The sequence below is a fragment of the Bartonella sp. P12B genome (assembly GCF_055796185.1).
The window spans coordinates 32,769-55,012 of the sequence record NZ_JBTTDI010000008.1 but is presented as its reverse complement, the minus strand read 5'-3'; the positions used below and the strand labels follow the sequence as shown (position 1 = coordinate 55,012).

Genomic DNA, 22,244 nt, shown 5'->3' with positions numbered 1-22,244 from the left:
ACCAATCTAAAAAATCAGACAGGCTTAATTTATACCCTAAAAAAACATCTAATCTTGAAGATTATATATAAAAACCACATGACTTAAGAGAGCACATATTCTATATTCGCCATTGCACAACTCTCTCACACGCTTTATGCTTTCCCATAGAGTAAAAAGCCCATAGAGCAAAAGAAAGATGTCAATGTCATCTAAACTTACGCGTAACCAAACATTGGTTCTAAATACTTTAAAGAATGCACAAGGACCTTTAAGTGCTTATGCGATTCTTGATCATTTACGCGAAGAAGGATTTCGTGCACCTCTCCAAGTTTATCGTGCATTAGAAAAACTTGTACAACTAAAGTGTATTCATCGTTTGGAAAGTGTAAACGCTTTTATGGCTTGTTTGCATCCTGAAAATTGCCAACACGAGCTTACAACTTTTATCATTTGTGAGAATTGTGGTAAGGTCAACGAAATACAAAACCAAACGATTGTATCCGACCTTAAACAAATGGTTCAAGCAATTGATTTCCAAGCACACAGAAGTACCCTAGAAGTACGAGGCATTTGTAAACAATGCGCAAAAGAATAAGATCTCAATACTTGCAAGTCTGTATAGTTAGCATTATGTTTTAAAAACTGTCTCATTGTTTGAAACATTCTTATCACCTTTATAGATGTACCGCTCTCTTTTTACAGCGGCAAATCTGTTTTGCACATTGAAATATAAAATTGAAAGTATAAAACCATGTCCATCTCTGAGACAATTGTTTCAACAAAAAAAAAGAAAATAATTCATACTCTTCTTACCGTTTTTGCGCTTTTTGCACTTTGGTTTAGCTATAAATGGATAACAGATTGGCGTTATATGCTGGCAACAGATGATGCTTATGTACAAGGAGATATAGCGGCTATTGCCCCTAAATTAAATGGATATATTGAAAAAATTGCTATTCAAGCAAACCAAATTGTCAAGAAAGACGATATCTTATTTTACATCGACAATGGTGATTATCAGATAGCCTTGGAACAGACAGAAGCCCATCTCAACACGCAACAAAAAACTCTTCTACGGATTGATGCACAAATTACAGCTGCTCGCAGTGCTTTAGATGATGCGCAAGCACAAAAAGCTGCCGCTTCAGCCATAGCAACAAATGCACAACTCACTTTAAAACGGACTACAGAGCTTAAAGCGAGTCGTTATGCCCCTCAATCGGATGTTGATGATGCCAAATCAGCTTATGAACAAGCCATCGCCAATGTTAACCGTACCGATGCACAAATAGCTGCCGCACGGGCGAATATCCAAGTTCTAGAAGCGCAACGAAGTGAAACGGAAAGCCAAACAAAAAGCTTGGAACTCACGCGTGAAAAAGCACAACGTGATCTTGATGCAACTATTATCCGAGCTCCATTTGATGGTGTTATTGGAAATTTAACAGCAAAAACAGGGGATTTTGTTATGAATGGTCAGCGGCTTGCCGCATTAGTCCCTCTCCATGCACTTTATATTGAAGCGAACTATAAAGAAACACAGTTACAAAATATTCATTCTGGACAAACTGCTTATATTGTTGTTGATGCCTTCAAAAAAGATACATTTACAGCGAAAGTACTTTCCATTGCCCCTGCAACGGGGGCTGTTTTTTCTCTCTTGCCACCACAAAATGCTACCGGTAACTTTACTAAAGTTGTCCAACGCATTCCCGTACGGATCTCTATTCCAGAAGAAGTCTTAAAAACAGGACGGATTCGAGCAGGAATGAGTGTTTCAGTAGAAATTGATACACGAACAAAATCGCAAGATAAAGAACTCTTATAACAAACAGGAAATGATATTAACGTGACATCTCCCATGCCAGAGTCCACACAGTCTCAAGAAAAGGTAGGAATCCAAAAAATCTTGGTTTTCATTGCTATGTCTTTTGGCATGTTTATGGCTATTTTGGATATCCAAATTGTTGCCTCCTCTTTAGCTGAAATTCAGGCTGGTCTTTCAGCAAGCTCTGAAGAAATTTCATGGGTTCAAACCTCCTATCTGATCGCTGAAGTTATCATGTTGCCCCTTTCTGGATTCTTAGGAAGATTACTTTCAACACGTGTTTTCTTTAGTATCTCAGCAATCGGGTTTACGATTACCTCTATTCTTTGTGCAACAGCAACATCTATTGAAGAGATGATTGTGTACCGAGCTCTCCAAGGTTTTATTGGTGGAGGTATTATTCCTAGCGTTTTTGTTGCTTCCTATGTCCTGTTTCCACCTTCCAAACGCCCAATTGTCACCCCTATCGTCGGACTGGTAGCAACATTAGCACCAACCATTGGTCCAACAGTGGGAGGCTATATCTGTCATATCTCATCATGGCATTGGCTCTTTCTCATTAATGTACCCTGCGGAATTATTATCTCAATTCTCGCATGGAAATTAATTGATTTTGATAAAGCCGATTCCTCTTTAATAACCGAATTTGACTGGTTAGGTCTCATTTCTATGGCAGTGTTTCTGGGAACTTTAGAATATGTTCTAGAAGAAGGGGCTCGTCACGATTGGTTCAATGACAATCTGATTCTCAATTTATTCATTGTTATGATCTTGTCTGCAGCCTTATTTTTCTGGCGTGCTTTTACCGCAAAAGAACCAATTGTTGATCTTTCAACTTTTTCGAATTTCAATTTTTCAACCGCATCAGTTTTTTCTTTTATGCTTGGAATAGGTCTTTATGGACTCACTTATCTTTATCCTGTCTATTTAAGCCAAGTCCGTCATTATGATTCTCTCATGATCGGAGAAACATTATTTCTTTCAGGATTTGTCATGTTATTAACCGCCCCCCTTGCCGGATTCCTTTCAGCACGAATTGATGCACGTTTGATGATGGCAATAGGACTTTTTGGCTTTGCAATAGGAACTTGGATGGCGAGCTCTATCACAGACAATTGGGATTTTGGGGAACTCTTTTGGCCTCAAGTTTTCCGTGGGGCTTCCGTTATGTTATGTATGGTCCCTATTAATAATATTGCCCTCGGATCTCTTCCACCAGAACGAATGCAAAATGCTTCTGGATTATTTAACCTCACACGCAATCTTGGTGGTGCCGTAGGACTTGCTATTATCAGCACTCTTATAACAAAACGCACAGACCTACATTATGCGCGAATAGCCGAAACAGTCCAATACGGAAATAACCAAGCAACTGAAATGCTTTCAAACCTTACTCTATATTTCAAAACTACAACTTTTGATTCACAGACTCTTGCTCTTTTCCAACTTTTTAAGATGGCACGCATACAAGCAATGATTATGGCTTTGAGCGATATTTTCTTTATAATAACCATCATCTTTATCGCCTTGACATTCATGACCATTTTTCTCAAAAAAACACCTCCCCCTACCGATATTCCTTCAGGTCACTGAGCTTCAATCTTATGAGAATTGATCAAAATCTTGTTAAAGCCCTGATATTTATCCCGTACCCTTCGCATTATTGGTAGGCACATTGACAAACTTATTCAGGCCACGAAAAGCTTATATTTTCCCGCATTTTATACACAAGAAAATGCTTCAACAAAAACATGTTTAAGGATAACTTTCTCCTCTTGGCAATAAGCATTTGCGATTCACAAACTTTAGAAGGGCAAGTTTATTTAGATCTTTATAGAAATATCGGTAATCAGCACAAAAAAGCTGCGCTCCTCATAAACCGTTATTTATAAAACAGACCAATGACTATAAAATCGAAATTTTTATAGTCTTTTCATGGTAGCTTAATTTTAAAGCTTAGCTTTCAATGGAGGATTTTCAACATCCATCAATTGGAAAAAGGCTGTAAAAATATTGATAAAAAATAACTCAAAGACTTCTGCTAAAATCATCTAAAACAGTGCAAAATACGCAAGCTCTTCAACCGACAGTAAACAACTGAAACTCTCAAAAACTCCGAAAATACAAATGAAAGAACTCTGCTATGCTATCAAGCCATTCTTAAACGTGCATTGCATAAAAAGACTTTACCACGAAGAAAAATGGTCCCCATTGTCACCGCCGTTAGCAAATAGAGTCCTCTAGGCTACTTTATGATGCTGAAAACGACTCAAATCTTCTCGTTCTCCACTAGAAACCAGAGTGCCGTAACATCCAGAAAGATATTCTGGTATCAATTCCAACGCTTGAAAACGGTGTTTTTCATAAGGGCCAGGCATTGCTAAATTTTTTGTTAAACTGTTTGAGAAACCAAAACGCTGATAAAAGTCACAATCACCGACAAGTAAGATAGCCCCATAACCTAATTTTTTTGCCTTTTTGATTGCATGCCGCATAAGAACAGATCCTATCCCCTTACCGGAATATTCTGCTGAAACAGCCAAAGGCCCCAAAAGCAAAGCATGTTGTGTGCCATTTTGCTCTTTTTTAAATCGAACATGCCAAAGCCGTACACTCCCCACAAGCTCTCCAAGTGTATTTTTGACAACAAAGGACAACCCGCACGCCGCTAAACGGCCACGACGTAAAGCTTCTGATGACTTACGTTTACGTCCCTTTCCCAAAGCTAAATCAAGCAAATTTTCTCGGTAGAGCTTATCAGATTCTTGCTCACACGCAAGTGTAAAAAGTGCACCATCTTTTGTTTGAAACTGTATCATATCCATCTTTGACACACACCTCACTATACCTTTGTTATCAGAGTTATCAGAGATGAAAAACTCAAATCACATAAGACCGCAAAGGCTCAAAACCATTAAAGGCAACAGAAGCATAAGTTGCCGTGTAAGCACCTGTTCCATGAATCAACAACTCATCCCCTACTGTAAGGGATAAAGGTAAGGGGTAAGGTGTTTTTTCATAAAGAACATCTGCCGAATCGCATGTTGGCCCCGCCAAAATGCAAGGTTCCATTTCCTTATCATCATGGGGTGTTTCAATAGGATAGCGAATAGCTTCATCCATAGTCTCAGCAAGACCATTAAATTTTCCAACATCAAGATAAACCCATCGGACATTATCATTGTCGGCTTTTTTGGAGATAAGGACAACTTCTGTGCGAATAACACCAGCATTCCCCACCATCGCACGCCCTGGCTCGATAATCGTTTCAGGAATGCGATTGCCAAAATATTTTTTCAAGGAATCAAAAACAGCCGTGCCATAAGCTTGTTCAGTAGGAACATCTTTCAAATAACGGGTTGGAAATCCCCCTCCCATATTAACCAATTTTAGTAAAATTCCTTCTTGCTCCAAATGCCTAAAGACTGTAGCAGCATCCGATAAAGCACGATCCCATGCGCTAAGATCTGTCTGCTGAGATCCTACATGAAAAGAAACACCATAGGCTTGTAAGCCTAATTGATGTGCCCGACGTAAAACATCAACTGCCATGGCAGGAACACACCCAAATTTACGGGACAATGGCCACTCTGCTCCTTTTCCATCAGTCAGAACACGGCAAAAAACGCGAGCTCCTGGAGCAGCGCGTGCAATTTTTTCTACTTCTTCAACACAATCAACCGCATAAAGTGAAATACCAAATGCATATGCACGCGCAATATCACGCTCTTTTTTAATCGTATTTCCAAAAGAAATACGATTAGGTGTCGCTCCCGCCTTTAACGCCATTTCAATTTCCGCAACAGAAGCGGCATCAAAAGACGACCCTAAAGAAGCAAGCAAACTCAAAATTTCAGGAGCAGGATTTGCCTTTATCGCATAAAATATACGGGATTGCGGAAGAACTTTTTCAAAATTTAAATAATTTTCACGGACAACATCAAGGTCAACAACTAAGCATGGCCCTTCAGAACGATGCGTTGCAAGAAAATCACGAATACGTTGCGTTGTCATTTGCAATTCTCCCAAGGGAAGTAATCCCTTACTCTACACTTGGACAGCAGAGAGCTGCCAATAACCAAAAGACGAAAAGCACACAACCGCTTCCTCCATCCTGATGATTAAAGAAAACAGAATTGTATACAATGAAAGAACAGCGCGAAAACCGCGTTATCCTACTTTATCTGCCTTTTTGATTGGAGTTGAGAAAACCACTTCCGCACTGAAGGCAATGAGGTGTGCCTCTATAGTTATCTCAGCATTTGGACAGCTGAAAGACACCAGAAAGGCCCGCACCGTCGTTGCTTCAAGATGTCCTCATTCTTCTGGTTGGCCAAAAGAATGACTGGAGCGGTTAGTTCCAGGTACCGTACCGGTTAATCTCACCATTTGAGAACCAGCGGACACCCACAGGCACGTGCGACTTTGGGCAAGTTTGCATATAAGACCAATTTTTATTCATTTCAATCATTTTTTTTATTTTAAACATTTTTTAATTTTTAAAATAAAAATGGTGCAAAAAAGCAACAGTTCTCACAAGCAGAAAAATGACCTTATCGCCTTTAATTTTAAGAGACGCAGGACCTTCACGAAAAGCCCCATGCCATTGCATTGCTCATACACTACCTTGTTGAAAAAGAAGTTCTTTGCTTGAGATTCATAATTCACTCTTCCCAACATCACGCAGGAAGAAACTATAAAGGACTTTGCTGAGCAACACGAACTCCGTATTCATACAATGATAAACCAATGTCCCATCATTGTATTTTTTGACCTGAGTGTTGCTTCAATCCTTTACATTTTAAAAGATTCGATTTTAGAGGCAAATAAAAAGCCGAACACTACAAAACCTCATAAAATACTTTGCTCTCACACTATCCCCTCCTTCTCTAAACCAAGAGAAAAAAGCGAAAGCTTTAAGTCCTCAAAGGATAATATCGTTATGATCCTTGATGAGACTGAACAGCTCGTGATTTTAGTAATTGAAACTGCTTATGACGCTCCCGAAAGCGCTGCCTATCAGCGTCATCTCGCGTGTTATAACAAGAATCACACGAGACACCTTCCTCATAATGAGGCGATAATTTGCTTTCAGCATTGATAGGGGAACGGCACGCACGACATAATTCGCGCCCACATTCTTCAAGACCATGCCCGACAGAAACACGCTCATCAAAAACAAAGCACTCACCCCACCATAAACTTTTTTCTTTTGGGATTGTTTCCAAATATTTGAGAATACCACCTTTTAAATGATAAACCTGATCATACCCAAGCTCACGGACATAAGCTGTTGATTTTTCACACCGAATACCGCCTGTGCAAAACATGGCAACTTTCTTTTTCTTTTTTAAATCAGCCTCATGCTTGAGGACCCATTCAGGAAATTCCCGAAACGTCTTAATCTGTGGATCAACTGCCCCTTGGAAACTCCCAAGCGCATACTCATAGTCATTGCGTGTATCAATCAAAATTGTTTCTTCATCTTGGATAAGAGCATTCCAATCTTCAGGGTCAACATAAGTGCCAACGACCTTTAACGGATCAACACCTTCAACGCCCATAGTCACAATCTCTTTTTTCAACCGCACTTTCAGACGATGAAAAGGCATTTTCGACGCCCATGAATATTTAATCTCCGGCATTTGAAATGCTGGTTCAGCAGTAATAAAATCGACTAATGCTTTAATGGCAGCACAAGATCCCGCAACAGTGCCATTAATCCCCTCTCGTGCTAAAAGCAGAGTCCCTTTGATGTCATTTGCTTGACATAAATCCAGCAAAGGTTTCTGTAATTGACGATAATGCTTCAAATCAGCGAAGCAATAAAGTGCAGCAACTTTAAAATTCTTTTCCATAAGTCTTGATAACGCGCGTTTCATTCAATTTCAAGATCTATTCATCTCCTCTTTAACATATTATGCTTAATCAAACGATAGCAACAAGCTCATCTTCTAGAGAAAGAATACCATGTGCCAAAAAAGAGAGCAGCTTTTATCACTGCTTCAAGAACAAACCGTCATACCTGTCTTGCACATTGACGATCTCCAAAGCGCAATCCCCCTAGCACGCGCTCTTGTCAAAGGCGGATTGAAAACAATTGAGATCACATTGCGAACAACAAAGGCATGCGATGCAATAAAAGCAATTATACAAGAAGTACCTGAAGCAATTGTTGGAGCAGGAACAATTCTCAATAGAATACATTATGAACAAGCTGAACGAGCAGGAGCAAAATTTATCGTAAGCCCCGGCCTCTCAAACGAATTGATCAATTGTGCAAACAACAGTGAAATTCCTCTTCTCCCAGGTGTGGTGACACCAAGTGAATTAATGCAAGCATGGGATAAAGGCTATTCATACCTTAAATTTTTCCCTGCCGAAGCCGCTGGAGGGATTCCCTTTGTGCAAACCTTAGCCTTTCCCTTCTCTAAAGTCAGGTTTTGCCCAACAGGCGGCATTACACAAAAAAATGCTGCACAATGGCTTCAGCTTTCTAACGTCTTCTGCGTTGGGGGGTCTTGGGTAGCCCCCAAACACCTTATTGCAGTAGGTGATTGGGATGCAATCAGCACATTAGCACAGACAGCAGCACAGCTCTCCTCTCATCCTACAAAAGCGCGTTCCACAACATAAGATGCAGGAGCATTATTTGCTCCTTCAATAAGACCAAAGGATTCACACATTTTTGCACAATCTTTTAGCATGGCCATGGAGCCGCAAATCATTACGCGATCTTCATCAGGAGAAATTTTTGGCAAACCAGTCGTTTCAAAAAAAGCACCGCTCTCCATAACAGTTGTAATACGCCCCATATGTTCTGAGCGTTCACGCGTAGTCATGGGATAAAATTTCAGCTGTTGCGCATATTCACCAATGAGCGGATCTTCTTGTAAAGAAACAACGAGATCTTTTGCATAAGCAAGCTCATTGCGCTCTCGGGTTGTTTGAATAAGAACCACTTGAGAAAATTTTTCATAAGTTTCAGGATCGCGGATAAGACTTGCAAAGGGAGCAACCCCCGTCCCTGTTGAAAGAAGATAAAGACGTTTTCCAGGAACCAGAGCATCAAGAACCAATGTTCCAGTAGATTTTTTACGCATGAGAACTGTATCACCAATTTTAATTTTTTGGAGATGTTCCGTTAACGGACCACCTGGAACTTTGATTGAAAAAAACTCAAGCTGCTCATCCCAAAATGGACTTGCAATCGAATAAGCACGATAAACTGGTTTTTCTGCATTGGGCAAACCAATCATAACAAATTCACCTGAACGAAAACGAAAACTTTCCGGACGATTCAGACGAAATTTAAATAAACGATCGGTATAATGATAAACCTCTTGGACGCTAAGCGCGAACACATTTTCAGGAATCGGAAAGTTTGATGAACCGCTGTTGATGCTTGACTGAACATGAGTAGCAAAACTATTCATAAACTCTTCCTCACCTTTTTATTGAACCTAAACTTAAGATTTTGAGAATGATATAACGCTCATATACCTATCTGCCAATATTTCTCTTAAAACATAAATCACGCAATTAACATTTTTGTATTTAAAATAACCGAAATAGTAAAACTTTTGAACCTTACAATCAAAAACTATAAAAATATTCCCCTTATTATATCCGTTTATAGCTATGTTGCAAAATGAAAGAAGAATAGAACACACAATCTAACAAAATCAAAAATAACACCACGCACAAAGTATTACCTCATTATTTTTTGTAAAAAGGATCACCCACGCAATAAATGGAATATGCATGCAAATATGCTCAAACTAAATCAACCCATAAAAATAAAATAACAATTTGATGACAAACAATATAACGCATAACACACCCTGCTATGTACGTTGTTATCAAGACAAGATAGAGTTAGAAAACTGATCAATAACTATTTGTTAGTGTGTTTCTATAACTTTCCAGCGTTTACCATCAAACATATACATTATTTGTGTTCCCTTACTAACTTTCGTCACACTGTTATTGACATGAAGGGATAATCCGTAGCTAGAGTGGTGATCAACGAAATTTGATTTCCACTCAAACGAACTGGGCTGAGGAAAGTAAATATTGGATGCCCAATAACCATCTCGAGAACGAATAACAACCAAATTGACTGCTTTCAATACATCAGAAATAGTTTGCACACTCAAATTTTTCTCATTTATCAAAGGTACTTGAGGTGTATGAGGTGACGGTATTCCTTTAAGATCACTCACAGTATTAATGCAAGAATTCTTATCACAGGAAGCTTGAACCACATAAGGATCATCTCAATTTCCGTAAGTGTAAGTATTTTGCTGCGCTTTTATTTTGTTATCACCTATAGGGGTTCTAAAGATTGAACGCTGCGCACCCATCACAAAACAAGATGAAAGCTAATTAGCCCCTTGAATATATTCTTCAACAAACCCCAGAGAATTATAAAACTTACCCTCTGTTTTTGGAACTTCAATAACACCCATTTATCATTTTTGTAGCATTGTTTAATCTGTTATACGACCAGTAACCATGCTTTCAATTTCTGAAATATCTAATTACACTGATGCTCCATTTTCTAAGGCATTTTAAGATCACACGACACCTCAGAGCCTTCATGACTGAAATACGGCACTCTCCACTCTTTTAACCAACAATCTTCTAAAGAGAAGACTTAAAAAATGAACCTCTCCATTATTTTGTAAATCAATAGACTCAACATCCCCGTTTTTAAAGAAAAACTGATTTGCCTAGAAATAGCGGGAATATGCCCCACTCTCCTTACCAATCTTCTGAAAGAAAGATAAGTGGTTAAATTCTGAATAAGTGAGCCATACCTGTTGAACCGCAACAATTCCACCAGAAGCAACGGCATAACTTGGTGAGCGCACTAAAAACAATTAAAAACGCATAATATTTTTTGACTTTAGAACACACAATCAATTCCCCCTTCATTTACCATAGAACTGATTCTGTTAAAATTGCATTTTACACTCAATCTTCCCAAAAGAATTTAATTTCATTATGAAAGAATGATACAATTCTATAGATCAGCCTTTATCTTTTAATAGACCTCAACGAGAGAAAATACGTAAAAAACAAAAATATCTCTTCTTCTAATTCTAACAATTTTGTGAGGCTCATGTATCCACACCCATAAAAAGAAGAAGTTTCTTGTCACCAGAATAGGTATTTTATAGCAAAAGATTGCTTTAACGGCAGATAATCCAGGATGAACTGCTCATGATTTTAACATTAACAAACAGTCTGCATCCCCTTTCCCTCTATCATAAAAACCTATATGAAATAATCAAAGGGAACTTTTTGTCTCATTGACTCGAAATAGGATTTTAAAATGAACAAATCCGTTAATGATGAAGCGAACGCATTGCTTCCTTATACAGCTGTAGCAACCATTAATGTGAGTGCTATTGTTGCAAACTATATAACTTTAGCCCAACGTGTTTTTCCCATTGAATGCTCTGCGGTTGTAAAAGCAAATGCCTATGGGTTGGGTATTAACAAAATTGCTCCTGCACTTCATCAGGCGGGGTGCAACACTTTTTTTGTAGCCAAAATTGAAGAAGCGCTGCACTTAAAAACCATTTTACCAACAGACGTCATGATTATTGTTCTCAATGGGGTTCCACATAATACTGAAGAGCTAATAGCTGAAGCGGGAATTATCCCTGTTCTTAATTCTTGGAATGCACTCGAAGACTGGCAAACACTCTGTCAAAAAAAGGATAAAAGATTTCCTGCAATTGTTCAAATTGATACCAATATGAATCGTTTAGGCCTTGATAAAAAAGAAATACAAAAGCTCATCAAACAACCTACGATTTTTGAAAAAGCAGAAATAAAGTATATTCTCAGTCATCTCGCTAATGGAGAGGATGACACACATTCATCCAATTATAGACAATTGGCTACTTTCAAAGCCATCCTTGCGCAATTACCTGCTTGCAAAGTTTCCTTTGCTAATTCTGGAGGTATTTTTCTTGGGAAGGATTTTTATTTTGACCTTGTTCGCCCAGGCATTGCACTTTACGGAAGTGATCCGCGTGGAAAACGCCCAACACCTCTTAAACCTGTTTTAAAACTTGAAGCCCAAGTCCTTCAAAGCCGCTCTGTTGAGGCGGGATTCCCTGTCGGTTATGGAGAAACCTTCATGACAACCAGACCAAGCACGCTTATAACTCTTTCGATCGGCTATGCTGATGGCTTGCCCCGCATTCTTTCTAATAAAGGAAGCGTTTATTTTAACGGAAACAAACTCCCCATCGTTGGACGCATTTCTATGGATTCCATCATTGTTGATGCTACTGATCTTAATAAAAAACCTCAAAGAGGTGATTGGGTAGAACTGATTGGAACACATCAAACACTTGAAAAACTATCGACCGATGCCTGCACCCTTCCGAACGAAATTCTGACTTCTCTAGGTTCACGCTATAAACGCATTTACATTTAGAACGCTTTAAAAAAAGTGATTGCAATCATCATTTAAAAAAATGATATTGGACGCCCTTCTACAGAAGACCTTCACGATGGACAAATATACACCTCCGATGCCAACATAACATTCTATTTATTCAGTCAAATATTATACTTAGAAATAATGAAATGAGAAACACAAAGAGCGCAAATATTATCTAATTTTTTAAGGATATAACGAATAAAACAAAGAGAAGCTCAGAGAAACAAACATCAGCCAATAATAAAAGCCCACACAGAATGTGTAGGCTTTTTTCGTTACTTTGATAAACAAATTTAATACGTATTTCCCAAGGGTGGACAAGAACAAATGAGCATTCTATCTCCCGCAACATTATCAATACGGGAAACAGGAGGCCAATATTTATTTGCTGGATCAAGAGAAGAATGAGGGAAAGCAGCTTCTTGTCGCAAATAAGGCCGTGCCCAAGTATCATCAAGCGTATCGACCAATGTATGTGGTGCATTAACCAACGGATTATCCCCTTTTGGCCAAATACCCTCACCAACTTTTTTAGCTTCTTCAGCAATCAAGAGCAAAGCATCACAAAAACGATCAATCTCTACTTTTGGTTCTGATTCTGTTGGCTCAATCATCAAAGTACCAGGAACAGGAAAAGACATTGTCGGTGCATGAAACCCGTAATCAATCAAGCGTTTTGCAATATCATCAACACTGATCCCATACTGATCTTTCAAGATGCGGGTATCGACAATACATTCATGAGCAACACGTCCATGCTTCCCTCGATAAAGAATAGAATAAGCCTTTGAAAGGCGCGCCGCAATATAATTAGCATTCAAAATTGCTGTTTGTGTTGCATGTTTCAATCCATCAGCGCCCATCATTCGAATATACATCCACGTAATAACAAGAATAGAGGCACTTCCATAAGGAGCAGCCGAAACTGCATACATTGTCCCCTCTTGCTCATGACCTGGTAAAAAGGGTTTGAGATGTTCAGCCACTCCAATCGGCCCCACACCAGGACCACCACCACCATGGGGAATAGCAAAGGTTTTGTGGAGGTTCATATGACAAACATCCGCTCCAATATCCGCCGGACGAGCAAGCCCAACCAGCGCATTCAAATTAGCACCATCAAAATAAACTTGTCCGCCATTTTCATGGATAACAGCGCAAATATCCTTAATACTTTCCTCATAAACACCATGGGTTGAAGGATAGGTTATCATAAGAGCTGCTAAACGATCTTTATGCAATTGTGCTTTCATTTTGAGATCATCAATATCAACATCGCCATCACTCAAACATTTCACCACAATGACTTCCATCCCCGCCATATGAGCAGAAGCCGGATTAGTACCATGTGCTGAAGCGGGAATAAGGCAAAGTGTGCGTTGATGTTCCCCTCGCGACTGGTGATATCGGCGGATTGCCAAAAGCCCTGCATATTCACCTTGAGCACCAGAATTTGGCTGGAAAGAAACTTGCGCAAATCCTGTAATTTCACACAACCACGCATTCAGTTGATGAATCATTTCCCTATAGCCCATTGCATCCTCTCTCGAAACGAAAGGATGGATATTGGCTATAGTAGGCCAACTAACAGGCATCAATTCCGCGGCCGCATTAAGCTTCATTGTGCAAGAACCAAGCGGAATCATTGCCCGATCCAATGCCAAATCCTTATCTGACAAACGACGCAAAAAGCGCATCATATCTGTCTCTGAATGAACTGCATGAAAAAAGGGCTGTGAAAGAAAAGCGCTATCACGCCCTTTCCCTAAAAGTCGTGAAAAAACTTGATCAACCAATTGTGCACCAAAAAGCTCTGCCAAAGCACCAGCATCTTCTTCTGTCGACAACTCATCAAAATTAATCGCAATTCTGTCATCATCCAAAAGACGAACAAGACGCCCACCAGCTTTTGCTTGACGCGCAATCTCTTGAGCTTTTCCCTTAACAAAAATGCTTACACAATCAAAAAACTTTTCCCCTTCAACATGAACCCCTGCTGCTTCTAAACCAGCAACAAAACGGCATGTTAAACGATGAACCCGTTGGGCAATTTCCCGTAAGCCTTGTGGACCATGCCAAACAGCATAAGCTGTTGCCATATTTGCCAACAGAGCTTGTGCTGTACAAATATTCGACGTCGCTTTATCGCGTCTAATATGTTGTTCACGTGTTTGCAACGCTAAGCGAAAACCAATGCGCCCTTTTGTATCAACGGATTGTCCAACAATCCGCCCTGGAATGAGGCGCGTTAACGCATCACTGACCGCAAGATAACCAGCATGTGGACCACCAAAGCCCATTGGAACTCCATAACGTTGCATAGAGCCAACAACAATATCTGCCCCCCATTGTGCAGGTGGTGCCATAAGGGTCAGTGCCAAAGGATCGGCAACAACAATCACCAGTGCTCCTTTTTCCTTTGCTTCTTTAATAACTTCACTATAATCGTGAAAAAAGCCTTTTGTATCTGGCCAAGATAAAACAATTGCAGCTGTATCAGAACAAATTCTACCACCCTGATTAATCTGAATCCCTTGCGTTTCAGCGCGCGTTTGTACAACACTCAAAGTCTGGGGATGTAAAAGACTCTGAAGAGAAATCTTTGTTTTTTTCTCACGTGCAAAGCGTACCGCTACCGCATGAGCTTCAGCTAAAGCCGTTGCTTCATCGAGCAGTGAAGCAGCCGCAACAGGTAAACCCGTGAGTTCACTCACCAATGTCTGAAAATAAAATAAAAGTTCTAAACGGCCTTGGCTAATTTCTGCTTGATAGGGTGTATAAGCAGTATACCAAGCTGGATTTTCAAAAAGATTTCGCAAAATAACTGGAGGCACAAAAGTTCCATGGTATCCCTGCCCAATAAAACTTTTATGTACATGATTACGCCCCATCATCTTGGAGAGCTCTTCCAAAGCTTGCCCTTCACTTGCTGCCTCTGGGAGATCAAGTGAACGTCCTAAATGGATAGAATGGGGGACAGCTTGAGAAACGAGTGTATCAAGACAATCAACCCCTAAAACATCAAGCATTTTTTGTGTTTCATCGGGGCGAAGCCCAATATGGCGAGAAAAAAAATGACGCTCTAACATGGCACTCATCCAATCAGTGCTTTATAAGCAGTCTCATCGAGCAACCCTTCAAGTTGCGATTCATCCTGCAATGTCATTTTCCAGAGCCAACCTTCTTTTTCAGCTTTTTGATTCACTAATTCAGGATTATCTGCCAAAGCCTCATTTTTTTCGACAACTTCACCATCAAGAGGCGCATAAACATCTGAAGCCGCTTTAACCGATTCCACAACAGCAGCAGCATCTCCTTTAGAAAGGAGCGTTCCCTCTTTTGGCAAATCAACAAAAACCAAATCTCCCAACTGTTCTTGAGCATAATGTGTAATCCCAACAGTAACGACTTGTCCTTCAACACTGAGCCATTCGTGATCTTGTGTAAAATAAGTTTTAGACATAGAAAATTATCCTTTAAAATAACGTTGTTCAACAAAAGGAAGTGAATGAACAGACAGTGCAATCTTTTTGCCACGCAGCTCTGTAAAGACTTCTGTTCCCTCAACTTTGGACTCAACAGGAACATAACCCATCGCTACAGGACCATCAAAAGAAGGACCAAAACCACCTGACGTTACCACCCCAATCTGATGACCCTCATGATCGAAAAGCACAGCCCCTGCACGAACAGGTTGACGCGTTTGTGGTTTTAATCCAACACGACAACGCTTAGGTCCTCTCTCAAGGGCTTCAAGAAAAGCCTTTGCCCCATAAAATTGTGCTTTTTCTCGAACGGCTTTAGGAACAGCCCATGTCAATGCTGCATCAATAGGTGTTGTTTCAGCTGTAATATCATTGCCATGTAAGCACAAACCTGCTTCTAACCGAAGGCTATCGCGTGCGGCAAGACCAACCCACTCGACACGAGAATCACTCAGAAATTTTTCAGCCAATGCATGCGCTTGCTCTATGGGGAGAGCAATTTCAAAACCATCTTCTCCCGTATAACCAGAACGCGTTATAAACCAATCTTGTTGTGGCTCAAATCCTTGCATAAACAACAGTTCATTACCAGGCACCCCAGCATCAACCATAACCGCTGCTGCTTCTGGACCTTGCAAAGCAAGCAGCACTCTTTCAAGAGCGATGACTTGACACTCAAAACCAACAGCACGCTTCTCAAGCTCCGCAAGATCAGCCTGCGCATTGCCAGCATTGGCGACCAGCATAAAACGACACTCTGCCAAACGGGTAATGATGAGGTCATCAAGAATCCCAGCCTGCTCATTGAGCAAATAATTATACCGAGAGTGACCAATTTTTAACAACGCGGCATTAACAGGAAAAGCATAGGATAAAAATTCCACTGCTTGTGTCCCCTCAACGGCTATTAATTTCATATGAGAAATATCAAAAAGCCCTGCATGCGCCCGTGTATGAAGATGCTCTTTCATAACCCCAAGAGGGTAAGTCAAAGGCATTTGCCAACCGGCAAAAGCACCAAATTTGGCTCCTGCTTTTTCATGTAATTGCTGTAAAGGAAGTGTTTTTAAAGAAGATGTTTCAAATTCTTGTAATGTACCCATAATATCTCCAAAGTCGCACGAACAGCCACACAATATGGCTGCCTCTGCACCCTTCTGTTACAAACCTGAGAGACTCGCGAAAAGACCTTTCGCTTACACCTTCGGCGCGGACCTTCCCGACTTTCCAGATCTGCCTTTGTCCTTTTACGGTCCTTAGAGCCTGAGAGATTATGGGCTATTTTCCCCTTCGGCGGCAGATGCGAAAGTTCGCAATCTGCACTCTCCCGCAAAAGAATGAAAGAAACGACAACGTCCTTTCCGGCATATTTTCACCTATAGTCTATCTTTGTTACACTGTCATCAGTAAAGTGATGAATGTACTCTCATTTTTTAACTTGCATAGGCTGTTTTAAAAGATTTATAATGAGGATCTTTTGAGTATTATGAAAATCGTAGATAGCCACTCTTCAGGAAATAAGAAGAATTACATCAAAGACCGTAAATAAAGCTACAACTTGAAAAAGTGCAAAATATCACGCACTCAAAAGGATCATAAAGCAGTATCCCTCTTGTGCAACTATAACCCTCACCACGGAGTTTTACATCTTTTAATTAAGGAAAGATTTCAAATATTTTATAATCATTTTAAACGCATAAAGGGTTTATTTTTTCTCTCTCAATTTTTTGGTCTCTCAATAGTGTCATAAATTACGGCTATTTACATACCAAACTTCAACAAACAAAGGTTACAAGATACTCATGAAAGCGGGCAATGTCCATTACAACTGCGAAAATGATCTACCGAAGCAAATTGCTCTTTTTCCTTTAGAAGGAGCACTTTTACTGCCAGGTGGTTTTTTATCACTCAACATTTTTGAACCAGAGACACTCGAAATGGTGGAAAATGTTATGGTATCCAATCGTTTATTAGGCATCATTCAGCCACTTTCATCACAGACAGATCGTTTCTCCAGCCCGCTTTACAAAATAGGCTGTATAGGACGCATTACAAACTACAATGAAATGGGAAATGGGCATCTTTTCATTATCTTACAAGGTGTTTGCCGCTTCACCTTAGAACAAGAATTGGTAGATACAAAACCCTATCGAACTGCTCTCATTCGATCCAACATAAAAGATTTAGAAGAACCTGAAATTACAGAAAATATTAATCGAGAAAACCTTCTCGACATTGTTGAAAAATATCTTACCATCCATGAAATAGAATACAATTGGGACAGTATCATACAAGCACCAACGCCTCTCTTGGTTAATGCTTTTTCAGCTCTTATCCCCTTTACACCAGCAGAAAAACAAGCTCTATTAGAGGCTTCCGATATTGGCATCCGCGCCCAAACTCTACTTGCTTTAACAGAGCGCTCTCTTATGAAACAAATAGGGTCAAATTACCATTTAAACTAATGAGTGCTCAAACATGAAAAAAATGACCACAGATCCTAAAATGCTTGAATTACTGGTCTGCCCAATCACAGGCGGCACACTCTCTTTAAACCGAGAAACGCAAGAATTAATTTCCTTCAAAGCAAATCTTGCCTATCCTATTCGTGACGGTATTCCGATTATGCTTACCTCAGAAGCGCGTCCTTTAAAGGACCGTGAAAAAGCAACGTATAAAAAATAGACAATTTTCATTCAATTTTTGTAGAAACCTGTTCTCAATCCCTTCTTCATCAAGCGGGATTCTTGTTTAACTTTGTTTTCTCAATATTTGCTCGTTCTAAAAAAGTAATTTGGTAACATGTTGATACCATCATTCTTTCTACCAACGCCCAACGTTTCACCTACTCCAAGACGGTTCATAAACAACAGACTAATCCATTAATATTAAAGATTTTTTATTTCTGAAAGCAAAGGAAGATCCTCCTAATACTGAAGAGAACATAAAAAAATAATGAAATTCATAAGAGTTAAAATTTATATAGAACCAATAAGAGTCAAATGAAGGCTCCTATGAAATCAATATGTCGACCAAAAATAGAGCAAATTGATAGGAAACAGGATAAGGTGAGAGATCATTTTATGATCCATGCCACTACCCATAATCTTTCTGAAGGTACAATGACCGTTTTGTTTTCGTAAATCCTTTTTAATGAAAAAAATTGACTAAAATCCCTTTAAAACAGCAATCCTACGTTACAGCGGTTGCACTTTAAGTTGAGACAAACCAATAAAGCCAACGTATCTTCATTGTGATTGACGATCTCAGGAAATTACCCTATGAATTCAACCAGTGGTTTTGGTCGTATACGCAGCGATCAATAGGGTCTGGAAGCCTGAAAAACTCGAACATAAAAATGAACCCGCTTGGCGGGTATCCCGGAAATTCCGGGGGCTCTTGTTATGTCCAAGTGCTTTAAGCACTAAAAGCAAGAGGCTGATTCGAGTTCAGTTCTTCCAGACCCCGGAATACTAATGCGAGGGCGCTCGCACCCGGTGGGGGACAAAGTGCAAGCTAAAAATCCACATTTTAATGATATTTCTATAGGCCAAAAAATTCGCTTCAGAAGAAACATCCTAGGGCTTTCTCAAAAACAATTAGGCAATCATTTAGGCATAACATTTCAACAAATCCAGAAATATGAAAAAGGCTTGAACCGTGTGGGAGCAGGACGCTTACAAGAAATTGCTCATATTCTAGAGGTTCCCATTTCCTTCTTTTACGCAGATATCGCAACACAACAAGATGGCACATACCACCATGATGAAAGAATAACGAGCAAAACCGAATATCAGCTTTTAAAAACTTTCAGAGTCCTCAACCCTGAAAAACAAAAGGCAATCTTGCGATTGGTTTCTGATTTAACGTGAAAGAACCATATTTTTCATAATTTTAGTGAGCATTTCTTAAATGAACATCTTTATAACTGATTTATAACTGAACTTATTACATGAAAAGGAGTGCCACGAAGTAAAAAGCAGCAATGATACTTAATTCCTTTGGATCTGCGGAAGAAAACTTAAATCAATGAATGAAAAAAACGCACCAATACAATGCGTGACGCAATCTTTGTAAAATGCAAACATTGCAAGGGAAACAATTGACAGAAGATAAGCACTTCATTAGATTGAAGCGCTGTCAAGAAGAAGTTTATATGGCTTGGCATAAAACATTCAAGCTTTCTTAACCCTTAACGACCAAGAGGAGAATACATTAACAAATGAACCGACTCGTACTCTTTGTAGGTTCAAATGGATGTACACAAAAATGAAACCTCTGAAATCAACAATATGATTGAATATTCCTGGACAACTTGCCCTCTCATAGGGTTCGCCTAGGGAAGAAGAATGAAGAAAGACAGGAGTATGGACAAATGAGTTTTAAAGTTGCAATTGTTGGCGCAACTGGAAATGTTGGTCGTGAAATGCTTACAATTCTAGAAGAGCGTGGTTTTCCTGCTCATGAAATTGTTCCTTTGGCATCACGACGCTCCTTAGGACAAAATGTGTCTTATGGTGATAAAACTTTAAAAGTAAAAGCACTTGATAGTTATGATTTTTCTGACACGGATCTTTGCCTTATGTCTGCGGGCGGGGCTATTTCCAAAGAATATGCCCCTAAAATTGCTGCCGCCGGATGTGTGGTCATCGACAATTCATCGACTTGGCGCTATGATTCCAATGTCCCATTAATTGTGCCTGAAGTAAATGCCCAAGCAATTGATGCATTTTCCAAGCGTAATATTATAGCAAACCCTAATTGTTCAACAATTCAACTTGTTTTAGCATTAAAACCTCTCCACGATGCAGCAATCATTAAACGTGTTGTTTTATCCACTTATCAATCGGTTTCTGGAGCTGGAAAAGAAGGGATGGATGAACTCTTCGAACAATCACGCGCTGTTTTTGTTGCAGATCCCATCTCATCAAAAAAATTTACCAAACGCATTGCCTTTAATGTCATTCCTCATATCGATGTTTTCATGGAAGATGGTTATACGAAAGAAGAATGGAAAATGACGGTTGAGACGAAGAAAATTCTTGACCCTAAAATAAAATTAACAGCAACAGCTGTTCGCGTTCCTGTCTTTATCGGTCATGCTGAAGCTGTTCATGTTGAATTTGAAAAACCACTAAGCGCCCATGAAGCACAAGCACTTCTACGCGATGCACCAGGTTGCCAAGTTATCGATAAACACGAAGATGGTGGTTATACAACGCCCTATGAAAGCACTGGTGAAGATGACACCTTTATTAGCCGTATCCGTGAAGATATCACTGTTGAAAATGGTTTGGTTTTCTGGGTTGTCGCCGACAATTTAAGAAAGGGGGCAGCATTGAATGCAATTCAAATTGCTGAATTACTCATTTTTCGTAATTTGATAAAACCCAAAAAAGCAGCCTAAACAAAAAAACTGAAGCCTATTCATGTTGATTTTGAAAAGGCACCAAGCGCGGTGAAGCATAAGTGCTTCATCGTGACGTGTTTAGTGCCAAATTATCGACAAGTACGCAGCACAAAGCGTTTTTTTGCTTCATGCTGCTGTATTTTGTCACCCCAATAACAATGAACTTTACTTTATCTTTATGGAGAAGGATAGGTTACAATACGGTAACGCGTTTCATTTCGTTCAAAATTTTTGTAATTGACATCATCCGGAAAAAAAGGGTTGTACGCGTTCACGTGCTCTACCGATACCCCCTGTGCCTTTGGGGATGGATTCAAAATTGTTCGTTCATCCCTTTTTTTAACACCTGTGGAATCAATAATCATATCGGTTCTATACATTTCTTGCATATTTTTACGTATTTTCTGAGGCAGCGTAAGAGTTTTAGGTCTCAAAACAGTCTGCTTTCCTTGTTTCTTTTGTGCTTTTACCATGGAATTTGCTTTTGCATGCATATTTGGAAAAGAAATCACAGGAACATTATTAACATTGACATAACGTGCAGACGCCCAACCAACTCTTCCATTATAACGAAGAGAACACCAAGCTTTATTGGAGAGACAACCGTTAATCTGTACTTTTGCTCCCATTGGAACGGTTGCGATAGCTTTATAAGTTTTAGCTGGGCCTGCACGTAAAACCATCTGACTTTTTTCTACACGTGCAACTGTTCCAATCGCCGCATGAGGAGCAGCCATTGCTAGCCCTGATCCACTTAAAGCTAATAAAACCCCACCAAAAGGCAATAAACGCATGGTGGTTAATAAAAATTTCTTTTTAAACATTATTTTTTCCTCTCCAGAATATAAAAGGCAAAATATTCGCCTTCACAAAAATTTGCCGTGTTTAAGTCAAGTGGAGATCAATTCTTAGTCTTCTTAAAAATCCACTCCATTTTGAGAAAAACTCTCTTAGCTTTATCCTCTATCGCTTTTACACACACGGGCTCTTGTCTTGATTGTGCAATATTCTCCATTTACCTCGTGGATTTACTGCTAAAACGTTATCTGATCGCTGAGCTATTCAGCCAACCTT

18 protein-coding genes and 1 riboswitch are annotated in these 22,244 nt (G+C 39.6%); of the genes, 9 read left to right on the top strand and 9 right to left on the bottom strand.

The window, feature by feature from the left end:
• Positions 1 to 184 precede the first annotated feature (184 nt).
• The 3 genes from AC0QT1_RS06225 (at position 185) to AC0QT1_RS06215 (ending at position 3,403) form a co-directional block, all read left to right on the top strand.
• Positions 185 to 577 carry a Fur family transcriptional regulator gene (locus AC0QT1_RS06225; protein WP_473200733.1) on the top strand — a complete coding sequence of 131 codons (393 nt, stop codon included), beginning with the start codon at positions 185 to 187 and terminating at the stop codon, positions 575 to 577.
• A gap of 156 nt (positions 578 to 733) precedes the next feature.
• Complete coding sequence (locus AC0QT1_RS06220; RefSeq protein WP_473200734.1) at positions 734 to 1,810, top strand: HlyD family secretion protein; 1,077 nt, start codon at positions 734 to 736, stop codon at positions 1,808 to 1,810.
• A gap of 21 nt (positions 1,811 to 1,831) precedes the next feature.
• Positions 1,832 to 3,403, top strand: a complete 1,572-nt coding sequence (locus tag AC0QT1_RS06215) for a DHA2 family efflux MFS transporter permease subunit (protein ID WP_473200735.1) — start codon at positions 1,832 to 1,834, stop codon at positions 3,401 to 3,403.
• A 647-nt stretch (positions 3,404 to 4,050) separates the two neighbouring features.
• Here the strand turns inward: AC0QT1_RS06215 and AC0QT1_RS06210 are convergent.
• From AC0QT1_RS06210 to trhO, 3 genes are all read right to left on the bottom strand, one after another.
• On the bottom strand, positions 4,051 to 4,635 hold the full coding sequence (locus AC0QT1_RS06210) for a GNAT family N-acetyltransferase (RefSeq protein WP_473200736.1): 585 nt from the start codon (positions 4,633 to 4,635) through the stop codon (positions 4,051 to 4,053).
• Between the two features lie 55 nt (positions 4,636 to 4,690).
• The gene (locus AC0QT1_RS06205) at positions 4,691 to 5,824 is read right to left on the bottom strand and encodes a type III PLP-dependent enzyme (RefSeq protein WP_473201877.1); all 1,134 of its coding nucleotides are present in this window, start codon (positions 5,822 to 5,824) and stop codon (positions 4,691 to 4,693) included.
• A gap of 926 nt (positions 5,825 to 6,750) precedes the next feature.
• A complete protein-coding gene (trhO, locus tag AC0QT1_RS06200; RefSeq protein WP_473201880.1) occupies positions 6,751 to 7,668 on the bottom strand; it encodes an oxygen-dependent tRNA uridine(34) hydroxylase TrhO in 918 nt (305 codons plus the stop codon).
• A 112-nt stretch (positions 7,669 to 7,780) separates the two neighbouring features.
• Between trhO and eda the strand changes: the two genes are divergently transcribed.
• Complete coding sequence (eda, locus tag AC0QT1_RS06195; protein WP_473200738.1) at positions 7,781 to 8,446, top strand: bifunctional 4-hydroxy-2-oxoglutarate aldolase/2-dehydro-3-deoxy-phosphogluconate aldolase; 666 nt, start codon at positions 7,781 to 7,783, stop codon at positions 8,444 to 8,446.
• On the opposite strand, the gene AC0QT1_RS06190 is transcribed toward eda, so the two are convergent.
• Entirely contained in the window at positions 8,416 to 9,246 is an 831-nt protein-coding gene (locus tag AC0QT1_RS06190) for a ferredoxin--NADP reductase (RefSeq protein ID WP_473200739.1), read from the bottom strand. The genes eda and AC0QT1_RS06190 overlap by 31 nt on opposite strands.
• Positions 9,247 to 9,714: 468 nt before the next feature.
• Positions 9,715 to 9,963: a hypothetical protein gene (locus AC0QT1_RS06185; RefSeq protein WP_473200786.1), complete on the bottom strand. Its 249-nt coding sequence runs from the start codon at positions 9,961 to 9,963 to the stop codon at positions 9,715 to 9,717.
• 1,187 nt (positions 9,964 to 11,150) lie between these two features.
• Between AC0QT1_RS06185 and alr the strand changes: the two genes are divergently transcribed.
• Complete coding sequence (gene alr / locus AC0QT1_RS06180; RefSeq protein ID WP_473200740.1) at positions 11,151 to 12,269, top strand: alanine racemase; 1,119 nt, start codon at positions 11,151 to 11,153, stop codon at positions 12,267 to 12,269.
• A 299-nt stretch (positions 12,270 to 12,568) separates the two neighbouring features.
• On the opposite strand, the gene gcvP is transcribed toward alr, so the two are convergent.
• The 3 genes from gcvP to gcvT are packed head-to-tail and all read right to left on the bottom strand — an operon-like array spanning position 12,569 to position 16,863.
• Positions 12,569 to 15,364, bottom strand: a complete 2,796-nt coding sequence (gene gcvP, locus AC0QT1_RS06175; RefSeq protein ID WP_473201879.1) for an aminomethyl-transferring glycine dehydrogenase — start codon at positions 15,362 to 15,364, stop codon at positions 12,569 to 12,571.
• A gap of 5 nt (positions 15,365 to 15,369) precedes the next feature.
• The gene (gcvH, locus tag AC0QT1_RS06170) at positions 15,370 to 15,738 is read right to left on the bottom strand and encodes a glycine cleavage system protein GcvH (RefSeq protein ID WP_473200741.1); all 369 of its coding nucleotides are present in this window, start codon (positions 15,736 to 15,738) and stop codon (positions 15,370 to 15,372) included.
• A gap of 6 nt (positions 15,739 to 15,744) precedes the next feature.
• A complete protein-coding gene (gene gcvT / locus AC0QT1_RS06165) occupies positions 15,745 to 16,863 on the bottom strand; it encodes a glycine cleavage system aminomethyltransferase GcvT (RefSeq protein ID WP_473201876.1) in 1,119 nt (372 codons plus the stop codon).
• A gap of 137 nt (positions 16,864 to 17,000) precedes the next feature.
• Positions 17,001 to 17,100: riboswitch (glycine riboswitch) on the bottom strand.
• A 462-nt stretch (positions 17,101 to 17,562) separates the two neighbouring features.
• On the opposite strand from gcvT, the gene AC0QT1_RS06160 reads away from it, so the two are divergent.
• The 4 genes from AC0QT1_RS06160 to AC0QT1_RS06145 all read left to right on the top strand — a co-directional run bounded on the left by AC0QT1_RS06160 (position 17,563) and on the right by AC0QT1_RS06145 (position 21,167).
• Complete coding sequence (locus AC0QT1_RS06160; RefSeq protein WP_473200743.1) at positions 17,563 to 18,225, top strand: LON peptidase substrate-binding domain-containing protein; 663 nt, start codon at positions 17,563 to 17,565, stop codon at positions 18,223 to 18,225.
• A gap of 13 nt (positions 18,226 to 18,238) precedes the next feature.
• The gene (locus AC0QT1_RS06155; protein WP_473200744.1) at positions 18,239 to 18,445 is read left to right on the top strand and encodes a Trm112 family protein; all 207 of its coding nucleotides are present in this window, start codon (positions 18,239 to 18,241) and stop codon (positions 18,443 to 18,445) included.
• Positions 18,446 to 19,236: 791 nt separating this feature from the next.
• The gene (locus AC0QT1_RS06150) at positions 19,237 to 19,632 is read left to right on the top strand and encodes a helix-turn-helix domain-containing protein (protein WP_473200745.1); all 396 of its coding nucleotides are present in this window, start codon (positions 19,237 to 19,239) and stop codon (positions 19,630 to 19,632) included.
• A 503-nt stretch (positions 19,633 to 20,135) separates the two neighbouring features.
• Entirely contained in the window at positions 20,136 to 21,167 is a 1,032-nt protein-coding gene (locus AC0QT1_RS06145; protein WP_473201875.1) for an aspartate-semialdehyde dehydrogenase, read from the top strand.
• Between the two features lie 179 nt (positions 21,168 to 21,346).
• Here AC0QT1_RS06145 and AC0QT1_RS06140 read toward each other — a convergent pair whose 3' ends face one another.
• Positions 21,347 to 21,994, bottom strand: coding sequence for an SH3 domain-containing protein (locus tag AC0QT1_RS06140; RefSeq protein WP_473200747.1), 648 nt, complete (start codon positions 21,992 to 21,994; stop codon positions 21,347 to 21,349).
• Between the last annotated feature and the right edge of the window lie 250 nt (positions 21,995 to 22,244).

Coding starts and splice junctions, on each gene's coding strand:
- AC0QT1_RS06225 (WP_473200733.1), top strand. CDS start 185: ATGTCATCTAAACTTACGCGTAACCAAACATTGGTTCTAAATACTTTA.
- AC0QT1_RS06220 (WP_473200734.1), top strand. CDS start 734: ATGTCCATCTCTGAGACAATTGTTTCAACAAAAAAAAAGAAAATAATT.
- AC0QT1_RS06210 (WP_473200736.1), bottom strand. CDS start 4,635: ATGGATATGATACAGTTTCAAACAAAAGATGGTGCACTTTTTACACTT.
- AC0QT1_RS06205 (WP_473201877.1), bottom strand. CDS start 5,824: ATGACAACGCAACGTATTCGTGATTTTCTTGCAACGCATCGTTCTGAA.
- trhO (WP_473201880.1), bottom strand. CDS start 7,668: ATGGAAAAGAATTTTAAAGTTGCTGCACTTTATTGCTTCGCTGATTTG.
- eda (WP_473200738.1), top strand. CDS start 7,781: ATGTGCCAAAAAAGAGAGCAGCTTTTATCACTGCTTCAAGAACAAACC.
- AC0QT1_RS06190 (WP_473200739.1), bottom strand. CDS start 9,246: ATGAATAGTTTTGCTACTCATGTTCAGTCAAGCATCAACAGCGGTTCA.
- alr (WP_473200740.1), top strand. CDS start 11,151: ATGAACAAATCCGTTAATGATGAAGCGAACGCATTGCTTCCTTATACA.
- gcvP (WP_473201879.1), bottom strand. CDS start 15,364: ATGTTAGAGCGTCATTTTTTTTCTCGCCATATTGGGCTTCGCCCCGAT.
- gcvH (WP_473200741.1), bottom strand. CDS start 15,738: ATGTCTAAAACTTATTTTACACAAGATCACGAATGGCTCAGTGTTGAA.
- gcvT (WP_473201876.1), bottom strand. CDS start 16,863: ATGGGTACATTACAAGAATTTGAAACATCTTCTTTAAAAACACTTCCT.
- AC0QT1_RS06160 (WP_473200743.1), top strand. CDS start 17,563: ATGAAAGCGGGCAATGTCCATTACAACTGCGAAAATGATCTACCGAAG.
- AC0QT1_RS06155 (WP_473200744.1), top strand. CDS start 18,239: ATGAAAAAAATGACCACAGATCCTAAAATGCTTGAATTACTGGTCTGC.
- AC0QT1_RS06150 (WP_473200745.1), top strand. CDS start 19,237: ATGCGAGGGCGCTCGCACCCGGTGGGGGACAAAGTGCAAGCTAAAAAT.
- AC0QT1_RS06145 (WP_473201875.1), top strand. CDS start 20,136: ATGAGTTTTAAAGTTGCAATTGTTGGCGCAACTGGAAATGTTGGTCGT.
- AC0QT1_RS06140 (WP_473200747.1), bottom strand. CDS start 21,994: ATGTTTAAAAAGAAATTTTTATTAACCACCATGCGTTTATTGCCTTTT.